This window comes from Oligoflexus sp., from assembly GCF_035712445.1.
GTDB lineage: Bacteria > Bdellovibrionota_B > Oligoflexia > Oligoflexales > Oligoflexaceae > Oligoflexus.
On sequence record NZ_DASTAT010000031.1, the window covers coordinates 1 to 17,970 of the forward strand.

Consider the following 17,970-nt stretch of genomic DNA (forward strand, 5'->3'; position numbering starts at 1 on the left):
GTTACTTTCTCAGACTTGCTGACAGAGTTTAGGCGGGAACTGCTGGAAAAAGTCGAATTTGCAATGGACGGACCACGACTGCATTTTGATAAATCAACAATAATATCGACAGCCGTGGCCTAGTTTTGTCCAAACTTGAGAGAGCTGAGGTCGCCCTCAGCTCGTCTTTTCCATCAGAGTCAGGCTGTTTTCAGCCGTTTTTTGCAACCTTCAGCACCTGACCGATCCTCAGATCGGTGCGGCGCAGCTTGTTCATCTTCTTCAAAGACTGCACGCTGACGCCAAAGCGTTTGGCGATCTCGTGCAGATTATCCCCGCGGCGCACGCGGTAGGTACCCGAACCCCGGGTATCAGTGTCCGCCACAAGTCTTTTATCGTCGCGGTCGTTTTTGTTATCGTCTGCCTCCGCGATCTCGGTGCCGCGGATCTTCAGTTTCATGCCGGGACGAATGGTGCTGCTCGTGAGGCGGTTGAAAACTTTCAGCTGGCCGACGGTCATCCCGTATTTTTCAGCAATCATCGCGAGGTGCTCACCGCGTCTGACCCGATGGAACTTCTTGTTGGCCAGTGCAGCCTTGGGCGAACTGTCCGCCTTGTCCGCGCGATCGGCTTTTTCCACCTTCGCAATGCGGGTTGACGAAATATTCAAGCGCGCCGTGGCCAGACGTTCCTGATTGTCATTGACGTTGCTGACAAAGGTCTTGGGCACCCAGATCTTATAGTTCTGCGTACCGGGAGGCGTCATGCCCTTCACAAGATGCGGGTTCGCGACCTGCAGGGTGACCAGGGGCACGCTCGCATATTCGGAAACGGTATGCAGCGAGATGGGCGAGGGCACATTCACAGCGACCAGATCTTCGTTGGCATCCTGGGTTGGACGACGGAAGCCGTATTTTTCGGGATTGGTGCCGATCAGGAACGCAGCCATGAATTTAGGAATGTAGTCCATCGTCTCGGCCGGCAATTGCTTGTCTTTCACGAGCTGCCAGAAATCACGAGACTTGCCGCGCATGATCGCATTCATAATGCGCATCTCACCCGCGTTGTAGGCGGACAGAGCCAGATACCAGGAGTCGAACACGTTGTTCAGATCGGAAAGGTACATCGCCGCCGCGATGGTCGCGCGACGCGGGTCGCGACGTTCGTCGACGTAATTATCCACGCGCAGTCCATAGCGACGACCGGTGCCGGGAATAAATTGCCAAAAGCCGACAGCGGCCATGGGGGACTTCGCGTGCAGCACGAAACCGCTTTCGATCATGGCCAGGTAATAAAGCTCGGTGGGAATCCCGCGATCACGCAGCATGGCCACGATCATTTTTTTGTATGGCTGCCCGCGGTCCATGAAACGCTGAAAGGCTTCCGGATTTTTATTGACGAAGTAGTCGATCCATTTTTCGACCTTGTCGTTCAACTCGATGGGAATGCCGTTTTTCAGGGCCTGGTTGATTTCATCTTCCTCGGACCCGATCTCTGGAACAGTCTCGGCCGATTTGGTGGTTGATTCATCATCTATGGCTTCGTCGATTTCGGTGGGTTCAACTTCGGGTTGAACGGAACCGTCGTCTTCGGATTCAACTTCAGCAATGTCCGTGCTCTCTTCTTTATGCGAGGTCGTCGAGCAGCCATAGGGAAGCGCGACGCATAAAGAAAGGAACAAAGGGTTGAGATTTTTTAGCTTCATGATGTCCCCTTGTTTCGAGAAAGGCTCGACAAGTCGCTAGAGACTTTGGATGAGCACAAGTCTGAATGGTAGAAAACCCCGTCCGGCTCAGCGATGCGGCGAGTCAGGGTAAAAGATGACTCTATAATAACACAGCTTCCGCCGTTTTGCAGGGAGAGGTTACCTAGTCAATCTTGGTAAAACAAGAAGTTATTTGAATTGGCTTATTGGACTGGGGTGTTTTAAGGGCGCCCGGATAGGCGCCCAGAGAGAGGTCTTAACGGTAAAAGAAGGTCACGGCTGTGCCGCCGGCGATCACGCGGCCCGACACCTTGCGCTCCTGGGTGGCCCGGCCTTGCTCTGCTGCGAGGTTCCAATCGCCCGAAGGCAGGAAATACTCGCGATCCGCGCCGGAGTTCAGGAGGACGAGAAGCTCGGAGCGATTTTTGCCATTGGGGCTGACCTTCAGTTCAAAAAGGCCGCTGCCCAAGGCTTTCACCGACATCGACTGATCTATTTCTTCTTTGGTGGGAAGACGGAGACCCGCGAAGCGGCGGCGGATATTCACCATCTGTTTATAAAAATCAAAGAGATCCTTGAATTCTGCCTTTTTTTCCCAGTGGACGCGGTTGATCGCATCGCCGGCCTGGTAAGAGTCCGGGACGCCGCCCTTGGTACGCGCAAATTCTTCACCACTGTGAATAAAAGGAATGCCCTGCGAAACGAGGACGATGCCATTGGTAAACGCTGCTATGCGTTTTTTGTAGTCATTGCTCACCTGGAAAGTCTGAATGCCGGCCCAGGCGTTGATTTTATCCCAGAGGTTAAGGTTATCATGCGAGGTCGCGTAGTTGATGGTCTGAACAGGATCGTCGCCAAATGCAGACTGATAGATATCATCATTACCCAGACTGCCGCGCAAACCATTGATGATAGCCGTAGCATTGTATGTGTCGTTGAAGGCGTAACCGCCGCCATAGCCGCTATCGTTGTTCCCCTTGATGGCTTCACGATAGGTGAAGTTGAAACCGCCGAACTGCGCTTTCTCACCTTTGGCGTTGACCATTTTCTGAGCATTGGACAGACGATAGTGATTCGGATCCGGATCGGGAAGCGCGGTATAGGGTTCACCGTAACCGAGGATCTGCTTCTCGGGGAAACGTTGATAGAGATAGGTCATCCAATCGGTGATTTCCGCGTAATCGAATACGCCGGCAACGTCGAAGCGGAAGCCATCGATGTTATAGGTTTTCACCCAGTATTCGAGCGAATCCTGTATGTATTTTTTCACCATGGGATCTTTGGGGTCGATGGTGTTGCCGGTCCCGGTCAGCTGATAGCCGAAGCCTTCGTTGTCGAAGAGGAAGTATTTCCCGGTGATGTCGCCGAAATATTTCTCGCCTTCATCGGCTTCACGGAAGGGGCGCATCCAGGTGTGGTTGTAGACCACGTCCAGGACCACGCGGATGCCGGCTTTATGGAGTTCGTTGACCATGGTCTGGAATTCGCGCACGCGATTCTCATAATCCATCGGCGTCGTGGAGTAGCGTTCCTCGGGAACGTTGAAGTTCTCGGGATCGTAACCCCAGTTGTAGCAGTTCGGGCCATTTTTCGGATCTTTCAGGCCGCAGGTCGCGAAATCGTAGACGGGCATGATCTGAACATGCGTGACGCCGAGTTCCTTCAGATGCTCGATCCCGGTTTTGATATTGGGATTGGCTCCGTTCTGACCCTTGTAAAGATAGCTGGCGGCTTCGACGAGGCCCATGAACTTGCCGCGATTTTCCGGACTGACGCCCGAGCTGGCATCATTGGTGAAATCGCGGATGCTCAATTCATAAACAATCGAGTCCTCGCGATTGACGAGCGGCGGCGTGGGAGCCCAGCCATCCTTCGGCGCGATGCGCGCAGGATCCATGACGATACTATAATCGGTGCCTGGCTGGACCATCACGGAGTAAGGATCACGAACCGCGACATCATCCAGCAGGTACTGATAGCGCTTCAGATAGTGATTGCCGGGGACGGTGACGGCCCAGACGCCTGGCATTTTCACCTGATCACCGATGTAGCCCATGGGAATGGTCTGCCCATCGAGCCAGAGTTCGACGCTGTTCCGATCCGGCGACCAGATGGCGAACGTGGTCGCGGCCTCGTTATAGCTCGCGCCGAGACCTGGGAAATTCGTGGCTGTATCGAAGCTCGGACGATAAAAGCGGAAGCACTCATCGGTCGCAGCCGCGGAACGCTTGTCCTGAGCATACGCGCAGACGAAGGCCTCGCCTTTGGCATCGAATTGCTTTTCCAGGATCAGGGCATTCTTGGGAAACTCCGTGCCGTTTTCCAGAGAAGGTTTGGAACCGTCTATGGTGAATCGCGTGGTGACGCTCGGGCTGCCCATGGTCATCAGATCGACGAAACCACTCGGACCCCAGATCGGGCCGCCGCGGCCTTCGGCGATGACGCGCAGGCGTTTGGGAAAGGCGGGGCAGTTCAGTGGACCATCCCAGCGACCATCTATGACGTTGCCGCGCAGATAGCGATTGTAGGAGAGGAAGCAGCCATCATAGTGGGCGAAATCACGGGTTTTCTCGCCGTTGTCGGGATTGCTGAAGACCACGCGAATCGGTTGCTTCACAAGATTTTTGCCGGCATAGATGGGATCATCCCAGCGCGGCAGAGCGATGAAAAACCAGCCCGGCATGCCGGCGACCGGCTGCATCGCAGGACCGGGAAACGCACCCTGACTGGGAGTGGTGATCGCATTGTGGGGCTTGCCGCTGTCGTCGATGCCGCTGATATTGGCTTTGCCATCCAGATACCAGTACCAGGCGTTGACCTTGCTCCAGTTTTTCGGAGCCTGGAAATACACGTAGACGGGTTCTTTCTGAACTTCGATTTCAAGGGACGCTTTCAGAGCGGGATTATCGACCGCGCTCACCGAAACCAAGGCCTTGCCCGCTTTCAGGCCCGTGACGAAGCCGCTGTCGGTTAGCTCAATGAGGTCACTCGTCGTGGACCAGCGCACGCGGCCATCGTAGGCCATCTTTTTTCCATCAGCTAAAAGTGCGATGGCGCGTAGGCGTTGCTGCTTATCGACAGCGACAGGAAATTCTTCGATCGAGTCGATGCTCAGACTTTGAATGGACAGTTCCGATTGTGCCGCGATCACCGGGACCGCGGCTGCCGGGCGCGCGAACGTGCCCAGTAAAGCCAGGGCCAGAGTGAGGTTCCTGAGTTTCATGATAGTCCCCCTTGAAGTGGCTGACAAAGCGTTCCTCACAGACGGATGACGTCTGTAAGGTCAATTTTTCAGGCTAGCGCGCATTATTCTTCGCGGGCCCAGCGGGCGCAACAAAAAATACTTATTCCAACCCACAGGTGGGTTCCTATTTATGAAACAACTGTACCCGGTGAAAAAGGCAGTAGATCAGGCTTTTATGACCTTGATAGGGAAACTGCTGATGTCAGTGTTCACTGTTCTCGATCTATCTCAGAGCGGCTGGGGTGGCTTCTGCATGTGACGAGGATTCTTTACATTTTTTACGGGATCACGCAGGGCTTCCGACATTTTCGTGGTTTGAATGCGAAGTGAAGAGCGCCGCTCTGTGAGCGGCGTTCCCCGTTTGACTTTGTTCGAGTCTTAAAAAATATCAGTGGCTGCAGAATTTTTCTTAGCGCTGAAAGGCGCTGATGTATTGGCCTGTCGGTTGACAGCCGTAACTCCAATCCCCGTCGCTGTTGGCACCGACGAGAATGTTGCCTTTTTCCAGAGTCAGAAGGTTTTCCAGAAAGCGCGCACCGCCCGAACGGAACTGATCCATGACGCCCGCAAGAATCTTGGTATACGTCTCCCGCTCATAGACAGCCTGCTCCGCCGAGGTCACGAACAGCACGGGATCACTCATTTTCAAGTAGTTCCAGCTCGCCGACCCATGCATGTGATGATTGGTGCGATAAACGTGAACGCGCACGCGATCCGGAAAATCATTCAGGATGCGATCCTGCTCCTGCGCGTAGATGTCGCCGCCCAAGGCATAGGTGAAGCCATTGTATTCCAGTCGAAACGAAAGCGAGCGATGATTTTCATCATCCGACCATTCATTCGTATAGAGTGAATTGAGGATGAACATCCGTGTTCCGCCCCAGTTGAATTCATCTCCGCGGCGGAAGGTCCGGTTATCCCAAAAATTTTTCACGGGGATGCGCGGGCTGGATTCATCGTAACGATAGCCGACGTAAACCTTGCCATCTTTCTCGATTTTTCCTGCGTAATGATCGCCATGATAATGCGTGACGATGAAGTAATCGAGTTCCTTGATGCCATGCTGTTGCAGAAAAGGAACAAGGTAATCCTTTACCGCGAAATCCTGGCCGCTATCAATCAAGGCAATTTCCCCACTCGGCAGGCGAATCAGGGTGGCATCGCCGTGACTGACCCAAAGGGAAAGGATCCTTAATCCATAGCGTGAGAAATCCTCTTGAGGTCCTGCGGAGCGAAAGCTGCATTTGGGTGACAGAGGTCGGTTTTCGGTCACGCCTGCCGTCACAGGCAAAGACGTGCCCAGACCGGCTGCAATGAGCCAGTGCGCAATCGTTTTCAACATCGCGTGTTCTCCCTATGTTCTTTACTTAGTTCTTTGACAGCTCAAGGAAGAAAACACAAGCGAAGCTTTTATAAATGTTTTGCGAATTGATTTTATAATTTTTGACCGAGGAAAATGGCTCGCCATTCACTATCCGCAAGCAGCATTTTCCTTTCCTTGAGATCAAACATGCCGCCTTTGATTTGCACATGCGAGCACAGCTGACCAGCTGCGTTCTCCATGGTTTGCTCCACGCGCCACAGCTTTCTATGCACATCGCGAAAGCGGGTTTTTATGAGCAGACCTTCACCAGCCCTCACCTCGCGGCGATACTGAATATGCGCTTCGATCACCACAAGGCCGATGCCGCGGGCCTGCATGGATTCGATCGTCATATTCTGCGCATGGCAGATGTCCCATCGCGCCTCTTCAAAAATAGTTAAATAAGATGCGTGATTCAAATGTCCCATCGCATCCACCAGATCGTCCCTGACCTTCGTTTCATACAGATATTCCTGGGATTCCATGCGGCATACTCCTGACACGGGCGCTCGGAAAAGGCCTGAGTCTAACGATTCGCGTTCCGGGAGGCGAGGCGAAAGTGTCGATGGACCGCGCTTTCGCTGCGCACATCGACAAGGCCCGGTAAAACAAGGCGTTTCGGCCTTCGAAAGCCGGTGCCACTCGGGAAGGGAATTTCATGGCAGGATGCGTGACAAGCCTCCATGGGGGAGGCCCTTGAAGGAGTCTCGTATGCGCACATTTATAGCCCTCATGATGGGTCTTTACCTGGGCCCGATGGCCACAGGGCATGCAGCTCCCATCGTGGTGCCGCAGCCCAAGGTTTTTTCATCCCATAAAGATGTTTATAACAGCGGTTCCAGCGAGCACGTTCTGATGATCCTGCACCTGCCGAAGGATTCCGGTGCGGCATTCGTCGAAGTCTACAATCGCAGCAAACAGGAAATCAGCCTTTTTCAATTCACCCTGACCGCCCTGGGGCACGAAGGGGAGCTCGTATTTGATGATTTGCCTGCGGGCTGGTCGGCCGTCAAGGAAGTGCAGCTCACAAGTCTGCGCGAGCTGGCCATCCGTGATGTCAAAGCTTACAACGCCAATGCCGATGAAATCACGCCGCGACTTGTCATCCATCAGGTCACGACTCTTGGTAAAATGCCGAAAATCGGGAAACGAAAAATTTAAAATTCTTTCCAGCCTGCCTTCCGCCCATGCTATCATGTTACAAAAATCCACGAGGCATTTCATGGGCGCATTCCAGGCTTTGGCTGAAAAGTTGAGCTGTCCCGTTTGTTCAGGCAAAGTGCAGGGCGGCAAGGATGCTTTGCGCTGTGAAGGCTGCCAGGCGGTTTTTCCGGTCTGGGGCGACTTTCCCTGGGTCTTCGCCAACGCGAGTGAATGGAAGGCTGACTGGACGCAACGCTTCCGCTTCTATCTGCAGCAGCTGCACGACGATGTTCAAAATCTGAAAATGGAATTGAAACTGCTCGATCTTCTGCCGAAGACGCGCGAACGCCTGCAGCATCTGGTGCAGGCCAAGACCGAGCAGCATCGCGAGTTGGAAAAGCTCTTCGAGCCCCTGCTCCTGGGCCAAGGCCCGAGCTATGAGCAGCAGCTGGCGGCCCAGACTCCCTTGCCGGAAACCCAGCAGCTGATGGGTTACTACGGTAACGTCCTGAGGGACTGGGGCTGGGGTGAAGAGGAAAATCAAATCTGCGAAGATATCCTCGCGGCGATCTTAGGGCCGCATCCCCTCGGCACCATGCTGGTCCTGGGTACCGGCCCGAGCCGCCTTGCCTATGATATCCATCGGCGCCTCGGCGGCAAGGACACCATCGCGGTCGATATCAATCCCTTTTATCTGCTGGTCGCCGAGCGCATGCTCGCCGGTCGGAATTTGAATCTTTATGAATTCCCGATCGCGCCGACCGACGCCAAGGCCTGCGCCAGCCGCGTGAAATGCCGGGCGCCGGAGACGTTGAAGCAGGGTTTTTCCTTCCTGATGGCGGATGCGATGAATCCCTGCTTTCAGGATGCCAGCGTCGACACGCTCCTGACGCCTTGGCTCATAGATATCGTGCCCCAGGATTTCCGCAGCTTTGCCAAGAAACTCAATCGCATCATGAAGCCGGGCGCACGCTGGCTCAATTTCGGTTCGACGGTGTTTCATCACCGGCTGCAGCATCTTTGCTACAGCCGCGAGGAAATACCGGATATCCTCGCCGAGAGCGGCTTTGAGGTTCTGCAGATGCGCGAGAACGTGATCCCTTATCTGCGTTCGCCAGCGAGCTGTCAGCAGCGCAGTGAAAAAGTTTTCACCTTCATGGCGCGCAAGGTTCAGGAGGTCGCTCCGGGCCCCGCGTACACGCCGCTGCCCAACTGGTTGAGCGACACCGGGATGCCGGTTCCCATTCAGGCCGATATGCAGCAGCAGATGATCGTGAATTTAACTCTGACCCAGGTGCTGGCCCAGGTCGATGGGCAGAAGAGCCTTCAGCAGATCGCCGAGGTCATGGCGCCGACCTTCGAACTTCCCGCCAGCGACGTCCTGCCCATGCTGAAGCGCATGTTCGGACGCTTTGTCGAAGGTCGCGGCCGCAGCGTGAACTTCTAAATCAGCGGGGCATGCCGGGGAAGCGCTGGCCATAATAAGCCATAATTTCCTCAAGCTGCTCCTGATCCACTTCGTCAAAGGCGTCGGGATCATTCGAATCCACGTCAAAAACCGCCAGAAGCTCACCTTTCGGATTGAACACAGGCACCACAATTTCACTCTTGGTCGTGCTGGAACAGGCGATGTGCCCGGAAAAGGCCTCGACGTCGGGAACCAGCTGGGTCTTCCCCGTGCGAGCCGCAGCCCCGCAAACGCCACGGGCGAAAGGAATATCAATACAGCCGTGGGTGCCCTGATAGGGGCCAATTTTCAGGTGCTGATCGCGCACCACGCGATAAAATCCGGTCCAGTGATAGTAGCCGAAACTCTGGTGCAGTTCGCAAACCACAGTGGCCATGCCTGCCACCCAATCGGTTTCATTCTCAAGCAAGGCTTTGATGCTCGCGAACACGGAGCTATAATGGGCTCGTTTGCTGGCGGTCTCGGCATTCAGGGGGAGGGCGTCAAGCATGATGGTCTCCTCATAAGATCGAGGCCTGTTATAGAAGAAAGGCTCTGATTATGCAAATTCCCGTGGATCGCCTGGATCCTGAGACCCTGACCCGTGTGATCGAAGAGTTTGTCAGTCGGGAAGGCACGGACTACGGCCAGTCTAACCCGGACTTATTAGTGAAAGTGGAAGGCATACGGCGCAAGCTGAAAAGCGGGGAAGCCGTCCTATGTTACGATGAACTCAGCGAAAGTTGCCATATTTTGTCGCGCGAGGCCTTCCGCTCCCTACAAAAAGGCGGCGCACAACCTGCACAGGACCGGCCTAATGAAATCAGCCGGGATTTTTAAATACGCTTAACCCAATGATTTGCATGGGATATTAAGGTTTTTCCCGGACCCCATGGGTGTTATCTCAAGTTTCCGGCTGGTGCTCCGAATACGGGAGTAGATTGGAGGACAGCTGGCGCTTGTGCAGCACGTAAAGGGCAGGTCCATGAAAACCGTTCTGTTTTTTGACAACGCAAAACAGAATTCCCGCGATATCCGCAGGATGCTCGCGGTTGCGTCGTGTGACTGCCTGATTCCAGCCTCCCCGGAAGAATTCATCAAGGAGCTGCGCGAGGGGACTTACGACCTGCTCGTCTATGCTCTGGAATATCACGACATCGTCCGCCAGGAGATGGCGGGCAAGTTGATCGAAACGCCTGTGATTCTCCTGACCAACTCCAAGTTCGAAGAACTGTCTCCACTGCTCCCGGAAATTCCCGCAACCAATATCATTGCGAAAAATAGTGACGGAAGCCTGAAGCTGCGGGACATCGTCAGTACCGTGCGGAAGATCCTGCACGGGGAAGACATCTTCGGCGTGAAGCATTATCTGAGCTTTGGAACCCAGTCGGAAGTCTTCCACATCCGCGATTCGGCGGAACGTGGCGAATATATCGAAGCCATCGTGGAATTCTGCAAGCGCTTTCATCTGCGCAACACCGTGGTGCAGGCCGTCGAGCTTTTCTGTGAAGAGCTTTTGATGAATGCCATCTATGATGCGCCGCGCGATGCCGATGGCCAGTCGCTTTACAATCATCTGTCACGGAAGAATCGGGTCATCCTGAAACCCAAGCAGGCGGCTCGCATGGAGTTTGCCTGCGACGGTGAGAAGCTGGCCGTTTCCATTTCCGATCCCTTCGGTGCCATCACCTGGGATACGCTGCAGAAATTTTTGGTGCATTGCTTCGGTGGGGACCGGGAGAAGGTGCAGAACCTGACCAACGATTCCGGTGGCGCCGGCCTTGGACTTTATTTCTGCTTCGCGTCCGTGAATGCTTTCATCGTGAACGTCGATCCCGAAAAACGTTCCGAGTTTATCGGGATCTTCGATGTATCGGCGAGTCCCAAAGATCGTCATACCCGCTATTCAAGCCTGCATTTCTTTTCGACCGAGAAAAAATCCCTGGTCGCCCTTCGGGACAATCAAAAACGCATAGCCTGATCAAAGATTCGTTTTATTGGACGCCTGCGCCACGACCGGAGTCACGTATCCCAGGGGGATGAAGTCGGGCTTCACGGGATAATTGTAACTCTGATAGCCCTGCAGCTTCGGACGGCCTGCGGCATCCCAGGCGGACACCCAGACGGCGGCCAGCGCATCCGCACCGACGCTCAGACGCTCGACCAGAAAGTTCCGGTAGTCGCTCGCCACGGCTTTGGATGGTTTGCGTTCCGCTTTCTTCCGCAGGTTTTTATCGCTCTTTTTCACGAGAGAAGTTTTGCGATCGAGTTCATTCAAAGCATCCAGACGGGCGTGACTGGCCATGGTCAATTCCCAGGCCATGCGCAGAGGGTCCTTGTCCTTGCCAAAGATTTTTTGCGCCGGCTGCTCTTTCCGGGCTGCCATGAACATCGCCGCTTCCAGATCCAGGTTCTGCGCATCGACCTGCTCGGATTCAAAGTAACTGTGAAGCCCGCCCTGATCGTTGTGCCAGCCATCATAGTCGGCACTGGTGTGATGCGGGTTGGCCAGGTCACCGACGAAGTGGGCGAGGATTCCCGTATAAAGAAGAGCCTGGTCGATCAAGGCATTGCGATCCTCGGGTTTGGCTTTGGGATCGTTTTCCAATTTTTTGACCTCAGCAAGAGTCTTCGTCAGATCCTGACTCAGACGCTGCACGCGGAAAGGAGCATGACCGGCCTTGCTGATCTTATCGGCATCGGTTTCCCCCGGCGCGCAGCTCAACTCACCGGCCTTGCGGCTGCAGTTGGCGAGCAGAGCCTTTTTATAGCTTTCAAAATCAGCGGGAGCATCCTTGGCCTCCAGCTTTTTATTCTCGGGCAGAATATAATCGAGGTCCACGAAATGGCTCGGAGAATTGGCGGCATCGACCTCGGGACCAGCGGAGCGCCAGACGATATCGGGAACGTTCGCCAGATGACCCAGCATGTGCTCTTTTCTTTGCAGAAGGGCTCCAAAGGCGGCGACCTCAGGGTCCTTGTTTTCCGCTACAAGCCGAGTCGCGACGCGCGCGATCGCATTATGTCCCCGTTCACCCCAGGCCGATGCCTCGCTGGTGGAAAGAATCAGAACCCAGGCGGCGAGTATCGAAGTGCCAGCACGCATCATGAACCATTCCTTTCAATGAAGACTGACGAGCAGCTGCTCGGCCAGAGCATTTTCAACCACAGCGCGACCAATTTTCACGCCATCCAAGGCCGCTGAAACGATGCCGCCCGCAAAGCCTGCGCCTTCACCCGCCGGGAAAATGCCCGGATGGCTTTCCGACTGCAGACCTTTGTCGCGGTGCATGACGATCGGCGCCGAGGTTTTCGTTTCCACACCGGCGACGATCGCCTCGGGACTCAAAAAACCCTGCATGCGTTTATTGTATTCAGTCAAAGCTCCGCGCAGACTGTTCACGACAAAGTCCGGCAGGATCTTATCCAGACGGGCATTGGTCACACCGGGTTTGTAGCTCGATGAGAGCGTGCCTTTGCTGTCGCGTGCTTTCAAAAAGTCGGTGAGCCTTTGCGCAGGCGAGAAGTAGTTGCCGCCGCCAGCTGCGAAAGCCGCGCGTTCAATAGCCGCCTGAAAATGCATGCCGTCCAGCGGATGCCCGCGGTAGAAGTCCTCGCGCGTGACGTTCACCACGACCGCGGCGTTGGCAAAGCCGCTGTTCCGCGCATGGTAGCTCATGCCGTTGATAGCCAGGTGACCTTCCTGAGCGCCGGTGGGCATCAGGTGTCCGCCCGGGCACATGCAGAAGGTCCAGATGCCGCGACCTTCGGCCTGAGCGGCGAGCTTATATTCCGCGGCCGGAAGCACTGTGCAGCTGCCGAATTGAATTTTATCTATGACATCCTGCGGATGTTCAAAGCGGGCACCGATCGCGAACGGTTTGGGACCGATCGCAAGACCCTTGTCGAGGAGCATCTGATAGGTTTCACGCGCGCTGTGACCGATCGCCAGGACCAGGTGATCGGTATCAAGGCGCGTGCCGTCATGCAGCGTTACGCTGTAACGGGCATTGGTTCCACCGCTTTCGAAGTTGACGAAGCGTTTATTGAAGAGGAATTGCGTGCCGAGCGTTTCCAGATGCTGACGCGTGCGCTTGGCGATGATCATCAGATAATCCGTGCCGATGTGCGGATGCGCATCGTAGAGGATTTCATCCGGGGCTCCAAAACGCACCCACTGCTCAAAAAGATAGCGGATCAAAGGATGATTGCGACCACAGGTGAGCTTGCCGTCGGAAAAAGTTCCGGCACCGCCTTCCCCGTAGCAGTAGTTCGATTCGTTGTTGAAGTCGCTGTTTCTGAGAAGGCGGTGCACCGTGCGCATCCGATTCTCGACCGCTTCCCCGCGTTCGATCACGATACAGGGCTGGCCCATCTCGCTCAGGACCTGGGCCGCAAAAGTTCCGGCCGGGCCGCTGCCGATGATCACGGGCGGATGGCGGAAGCGTTTGCCTTGGAGGCTGATGCCTTCCATGGGGTGATAATGCGGGCGCTCGACGTAGGTTTCGACCTTTTCGCCCACATTGCGCAGAACCGCAGCGGTATCCACGCAATCGAAATTCACCTGGTAGTGATAGACGATGCGCGATTTTTTGCGGGCATCGAGGGATTTTTTTAAAATGCGGAGCGAGGTGATCTCCTGCTCGGGAATGCCGAGTTCCTGGGCCAGGAGAGGTCGCAGCTGCGCATCAGGATCACCCGATGCCACGGGAATACTCAGCTGTTTTAGGACAAGACTCATAACCACGTTCTCCTGCAAAGGCAGCACTTTGAGGGAAGGACTATAGGTCCCGGGTGCCCCATGTCAAATGAATTATGAACCAGGCAAGTCGTGAATGACGCAGTGCCTGGGCCCTCAGGCGGCACCAGGTGGCTTTCATGCTTGATTATGTTCATTAATTTCATTGGTTTAAGAATTTGTCTTAGTAACTAAGATAATGAGCCGATAAGCTAGAGGAAGGGAGGTGGCGCTTGAGTCAGGATGATGTCGTGAAAATTCGAAAGCTCTATCAGACTTTCTCTTTCGTTTCGATTCGCATGCACGAAGCGATCGGGCGCAAGGCTGGACTGTCGGGGACGGACCACAAGTATCTCGGCTTTTTAATCCAGAAGGGTCAGATGACGGCCGGGGAGTTGGCCGTCCTCTGCGGCTTAACAACCGGCGCCATTACGGGAATGATTGACCGCTTCGAAAAAAAAGGCCTCGTCCAAAGGCAGCCGTCGCCTGACGATCGCCGCAAAGTCATCATTGTTCCCGATAAAGCCAGGATCATGGAACTCCTGTCTCCGCTCTATCAAAACCACCAGGCGCAGATCGAGGGCGTGATCAGCCGGTATACAGAGGCCGAGCTTAAGCTGATCGAACGATTCCTTGGCGACCTGATTTCCGTCATCCATGACACCACTGCCGAACATAAGAACTAAAGTTTCACAGGAGTTCCCATGACCGCAAAAATCAAAGAATTCGTGCAATGCTTCTTTCACGGCACCAAAGCGGCGCTCAAAGTCGGCGATCATATCTCTCCTGGCAATGACTCCAACTATGAGGACGGACGAAGATCAAAATACGTTTACCTCACCTCGAATCTCACCGTTGCAGCTTGGGGTGCCGAACTTGCTGCCGGGGACAATCCCTGCTCCATCTATGTCGTCGAACCTACCGGAGAGCTGCAGGATGACCCGAACGTCACGAACAAAAGGTTTCCCGGCAATCCGACCAATTCCTTTCGGACCGCCAGTCCCCTTATGGTGGTCGGTGTGGTGACCGCCTGGCAAGGGCATTCCCAGGAAGAAATCGCAGCGCGCAAAGAAGCCCTTAAAACGCTGATGCAGAGCGGCGCGCAGATCATCGAAGACTAAGTCTTGCCCCTCTGGCAGGCGCCTAAGTAACGTGGCCCATCCCTGGCGGGATGAAGCCGTGCTGCGAGCGCCTGGTCGCAACTGCCTTAAGAAACACTACATTTATCCATAAACATTGAAATTTTTCTGATGCTTGCTATAACTGGACACTTTTTCCAGACGGAGGATCAGATTTGGCAACGATAACGAAGAAGGGGGCCGCGAGTGCACCGGCCGGCCAGTTCAATGATGTGGGGGGCAGTTTTCTCGGCCATCCCAAGGGCCTTTTCGTACTGTTCCTGACTGAGATGTGGGAGCGCATGAGTTACTACGGCATGCGTGCCCTGCTCGTGCTTTACATGGTGGATCACCTCTTTCTACGCCCCGATGTGAATACGCAGGTGGTGGGCTTCGCGACGATCAAGGGGATCCTGGAGTCGATCTTCGGAACACTTGAGATTCAACCTCTGGCTTCGCAGATCTACGGCCTGTACACAGGTCTGGTGTATGCCACGCCGCTGATTGGTGGCTGGGTGGCGGACCGTTGGCTCGGGCAGTATCGGACGGTGATCGTCGGTGGTATCCTCATGACCATCGGTCACTTCCTGATGGCCTTTGAAAACCTCTTCTTCCCCGCGCTCTTTTTCCTGATCATCGGTAACGGCGCCTTCAAGCCGAACATCTCGACTCAGGTCGGTGACCTCTACGGCAAGGATGACCCACGCCGTGACGGTGCGTTTACACTTTTTTATATGGGCATCAACCTCGGCGCCTTCCTCTCGCCGCTCGTGTGCGGAACGCTGGGACAGAAGCTCGGCTGGCACTGGGGCTTCGGCTCCGCGGGCGTGGGCATGATCATCGGCCTGATGGTCTATATCTTCGGTCAGCGTTTGATCCACGTGCATCCTGATCACGCCGGAGCCAAGCTGCAGAACAAGACCGAAGCGCAGAAAAATGCCAAGAAAGAACCCTTCACGCCTGCCGAATGGAAAGCCATCTGGGCTCTTATCATCCTCTGCGGACTGAACGTGGTCTTCTGGGCTGTTTATGAACAGCAGGGCAACACCATGCAGCTCTGGGCTGATAACCAAACCAACTGGAACCTTATGGGCTTCGAAGTGCCCTCGACCTGGTACCAGTCCTTCAACCCGCTCGCGATTCTGATCTTTGCACCGCTGCTCGGCATCTTCTGGAAAAAGCAGGCGGCCAAGGACAAGGAACCTTCCTCGGTCACGAAAATGGCCATCGGCTGTCTTCTGCTCGCCGCTGCGTTCTGCATCATGATCTTTGCCGCTTCGGTGGTGGGTGATGCGCGGGGCTCGGTGCTGTGGCTGGTCATGACCACGATGGTCCTGACGCTCGGTGAACTCTACCTTTCGCCTGTGGGCCTTTCGCTCGTGACCAAGGTGGCCCCGGCTCGCATCGTTTCGATGATGATGGGCATGTGGTTCCTGTCGAGCTTCCTCGGCAACTATCTGAGCGGTTACCTCGGCACCTTCTACAGCACCATGTCGAAGGGCAGCTTCTTTACGATGATGGCTGTGCTCGCGGCGATCGCGGCCGTGGCCATGGCAGCCTTCAATAAGCCTCTGCGTTCGGCGCTGGGGCACCACTGATCGGGTGCGGTGATGGTGTGACAAAGGTGCGGTGAAGTCGGGAATCTCTTCTCTCGACTTTCGCCGCCCTGACAGCCAGAATAGATGGACAGTTTTTCAAGGAGACCCGCCCATGTCGTTTCCCTGGCGCCATCTGTTTCTGGCTTTATTTTTGACCTCCTGTACGCACGTGGAAAGCGGACAGCCGCAGGTGATGCCGTCCCAGACGGGGCAGGCGGCGCCGGAAGCGGATGATGTGGAAAGCCTCGTGCGCCCCAAGCTGTCTGACTTCAATGCCTGCTACAAGGACGAGCAGCAGCAGAATCCCAAGGCCTTTGGCAAAGTGCTTATGTCCTTCACCATTCAAAAGGATGGTCGGACCAGCGATGTGCGTCTGCTCGCGAGCACGCTCAAAAGTCCGAATATGGAAGGCTGCCTTGTCGGCAGGATTGAAGCCTGGCAATTTCCTCCGCCGCGCGATGGTCAGGAGATCAAGGTTCGCTATCCTTTTTCATTCCAGCCCTAAGCCTTGACCATGACCGCCTATTCTTCTTGAGCAGGCCAGCTTATCCTTTGCATTATAGGCACTTATGGATGGAGCTGGCGGCGAATTCATCATGAATTAGCTCAATCCCTTCCCCTCGTTACACGACTCTTTTGAGAAGCGGGCGCAAATTCCGAAAATATTAAGGCAAGCCCGCTGACATCCTAAGAGGAGTGTGACTTTGGACTTGATGCAATTGACCCAAAACATTCTGCAGATCGTGGCCCCAGCAACCATAGGCATGATCGCTTTTGAGGCCGCCTATAGTTATGCGAAGCGCGATGGCGTTTATGAAATCAAAGACACGATCGCCAGCGTGATCACATCGCTTGGCTATCAGTGGATCCGAAAAATTTTGCTCGGTGCCGTGTTCGTCAGCGGTTTGGTGTGGGCGCAGAGCCTGAGTCCATTTGAATGGTCGATGACGAGTCCCTGGACCTGGCTTATGTGTTTCCTGCTCGTGGATTTCTTCTACTACTGGGATCATCGTCTGGGACATGAGCTGAATATTCTGTGGGCCTTTCACAATATTCATCATTCGTCCGAGAAATTCAATCTGGCCGTCGCCTCGCGCCTGTCGTGGGTCGAGGAAGCCTATCGCTGGATCTTCCTCGCGCTGCTGGCGCTGCTGGGTATTCCCGTGCCGATGATCGTTCTGATGAAGCTCTTGCACCGTGTTTATCAGGTGCCCGTGCATAGCATGTATATTGGGAAACTGGGCATACTGGAATATGTTCTGGCCACACCATCCCAGCATCGCGTGCATCATGGCCGCAACGAACAGTATCTGGATAAAAACTACGGCGGGGCGCTGTGCATCTGGGACCGTTTGTTTGGAACATTTGAACCGGAAGTTGAGACCGTGGAATTTGGCCTTGTGAAGCAGATCAATACGACCCATATCATCAAGATTCAAACGATTGGCCCCGAGCGTCTGTGGGCCGAGCTGCAGCAGCCTGGGACCTTCATGGAAAAAGTTTTGTATCTCTTTAAGAAACCGGGCTCGCCCATGCAGAGCGCGAAGCCCGATCAGGCCGCGAGCGTCAGTGTTCTGATGCCGCTGCGTGAAGTCTGCGAAGAACCCATGCCGCTGAATGAGTCAGCTTAAGGAC

At 54.9% G+C, this 17,970-nt stretch carries 16 protein-coding genes; 9 read left to right on the forward strand and 7 right to left on the reverse strand.

Translation table 11 applies throughout. The annotated features are described in order from the left end of the window. Positions 1–190: 190 nt before the first annotated feature. The 4 genes from VFO10_RS06760 to VFO10_RS06775 all read right to left on the reverse strand — a co-directional run bounded on the left by VFO10_RS06760 (position 191) and on the right by VFO10_RS06775 (position 6,776). Entirely contained in the window at positions 191–1,684 is a 1,494-nt protein-coding gene (locus tag VFO10_RS06760) for a LysM peptidoglycan-binding domain-containing protein (protein ID WP_325138361.1), read from the reverse strand. 256 nt (positions 1,685–1,940) lie between these two features. Further along, a complete protein-coding gene (locus VFO10_RS06765) occupies positions 1,941–4,907 on the reverse strand; it encodes an alpha-amylase family glycosyl hydrolase (protein WP_325138362.1) in 2,967 nt (988 codons plus the stop codon). Between the two features lie 430 nt (positions 4,908–5,337). Then, entirely contained in the window at positions 5,338–6,270 is a 933-nt protein-coding gene (locus VFO10_RS06770; protein WP_325138363.1) for a ComEC/Rec2 family competence protein, read from the reverse strand. A 92-nt stretch (positions 6,271–6,362) separates the two neighbouring features. Beyond that, positions 6,363–6,776 (reverse strand): acyl-CoA thioesterase, encoded by a 414-nt coding sequence (locus tag VFO10_RS06775; protein ID WP_325138364.1) that lies wholly within the window; start codon positions 6,774–6,776, stop codon positions 6,363–6,365. A 226-nt stretch (positions 6,777–7,002) separates the two neighbouring features. Here VFO10_RS06775 and VFO10_RS06780 point away from each other — a divergent pair, with 226 nt between their 5' ends. Together VFO10_RS06780 and VFO10_RS06785 are read left to right on the forward strand one after the other, a co-directional pair. Next, positions 7,003–7,452, forward strand: a complete 450-nt coding sequence (locus VFO10_RS06780; protein WP_325138365.1) for a hypothetical protein — start codon at positions 7,003–7,005, stop codon at positions 7,450–7,452. 61 nt (positions 7,453–7,513) lie between these two features. Continuing rightward, the gene (locus VFO10_RS06785) at positions 7,514–8,881 is read left to right on the forward strand and encodes a class I SAM-dependent methyltransferase (protein WP_325138366.1); all 1,368 of its coding nucleotides are present in this window, start codon (positions 7,514–7,516) and stop codon (positions 8,879–8,881) included. 1 nt (position 8,882) lies between these two features. On the opposite strand, the gene VFO10_RS06790 is transcribed toward VFO10_RS06785, so the two are convergent. Then, positions 8,883–9,392 (reverse strand): GAF domain-containing protein, encoded by a 510-nt coding sequence (locus VFO10_RS06790; RefSeq protein WP_325138367.1) that lies wholly within the window; start codon positions 9,390–9,392, stop codon positions 8,883–8,885. 50 nt (positions 9,393–9,442) lie between these two features. On the opposite strand from VFO10_RS06790, the gene VFO10_RS06795 reads away from it, so the two are divergent. Together VFO10_RS06795 and VFO10_RS06800 are read left to right on the forward strand one after the other, a co-directional pair. Then, entirely contained in the window at positions 9,443–9,721 is a 279-nt protein-coding gene (locus VFO10_RS06795; RefSeq protein WP_325138368.1) for a YheU family protein, read from the forward strand. Positions 9,722–9,866: 145 nt separating this feature from the next. Further along, positions 9,867–10,862, forward strand: coding sequence for a hypothetical protein (locus tag VFO10_RS06800; RefSeq protein WP_325138370.1), 996 nt, complete (start codon positions 9,867–9,869; stop codon positions 10,860–10,862). On the opposite strand, the gene VFO10_RS06805 is transcribed toward VFO10_RS06800, so the two are convergent. Next, complete coding sequence (locus VFO10_RS06805; RefSeq protein ID WP_325138372.1) at positions 10,863–11,990, reverse strand: hypothetical protein; 1,128 nt, start codon at positions 11,988–11,990, stop codon at positions 10,863–10,865. It lies immediately after the preceding gene. Positions 11,991–12,002: 12 nt separating this feature from the next. After that, positions 12,003–13,622, reverse strand: a complete 1,620-nt coding sequence (locus VFO10_RS06810) for an NAD(P)/FAD-dependent oxidoreductase (RefSeq protein WP_325138374.1) — start codon at positions 13,620–13,622, stop codon at positions 12,003–12,005. Positions 13,623–13,852: 230 nt separating this feature from the next. Here VFO10_RS06810 and VFO10_RS06815 point away from each other — a divergent pair, with 230 nt between their 5' ends. The 5 genes from VFO10_RS06815 to VFO10_RS06835 all read left to right on the forward strand — a co-directional run bounded on the left by VFO10_RS06815 (position 13,853) and on the right by VFO10_RS06835 (position 17,966). Next, on the forward strand, positions 13,853–14,305 hold the full coding sequence (locus VFO10_RS06815) for a MarR family transcriptional regulator (RefSeq protein ID WP_325138376.1): 453 nt from the start codon (positions 13,853–13,855) through the stop codon (positions 14,303–14,305). Positions 14,306–14,323: 18 nt separating this feature from the next. Continuing rightward, positions 14,324–14,740: an NAD(+)--rifampin ADP-ribosyltransferase gene (arr, locus tag VFO10_RS06820; RefSeq protein WP_325138378.1), complete on the forward strand. Its 417-nt coding sequence runs from the start codon at positions 14,324–14,326 to the stop codon at positions 14,738–14,740. A 173-nt stretch (positions 14,741–14,913) separates the two neighbouring features. Beyond that, positions 14,914–16,335 (forward strand): peptide MFS transporter, encoded by a 1,422-nt coding sequence (locus VFO10_RS06825; protein WP_325138380.1) that lies wholly within the window; start codon positions 14,914–14,916, stop codon positions 16,333–16,335. 112 nt (positions 16,336–16,447) lie between these two features. Further along, a complete protein-coding gene (locus VFO10_RS06830) occupies positions 16,448–16,840 on the forward strand; it encodes an AgmX/PglI C-terminal domain-containing protein (RefSeq protein ID WP_325138382.1) in 393 nt (130 codons plus the stop codon). 208 nt (positions 16,841–17,048) lie between these two features. After that, on the forward strand, positions 17,049–17,966 hold the full coding sequence (locus tag VFO10_RS06835; RefSeq protein WP_325138426.1) for a sterol desaturase family protein: 918 nt from the start codon (positions 17,049–17,051) through the stop codon (positions 17,964–17,966). The last annotated feature ends 4 nt before the right edge of the window (positions 17,967–17,970 follow it).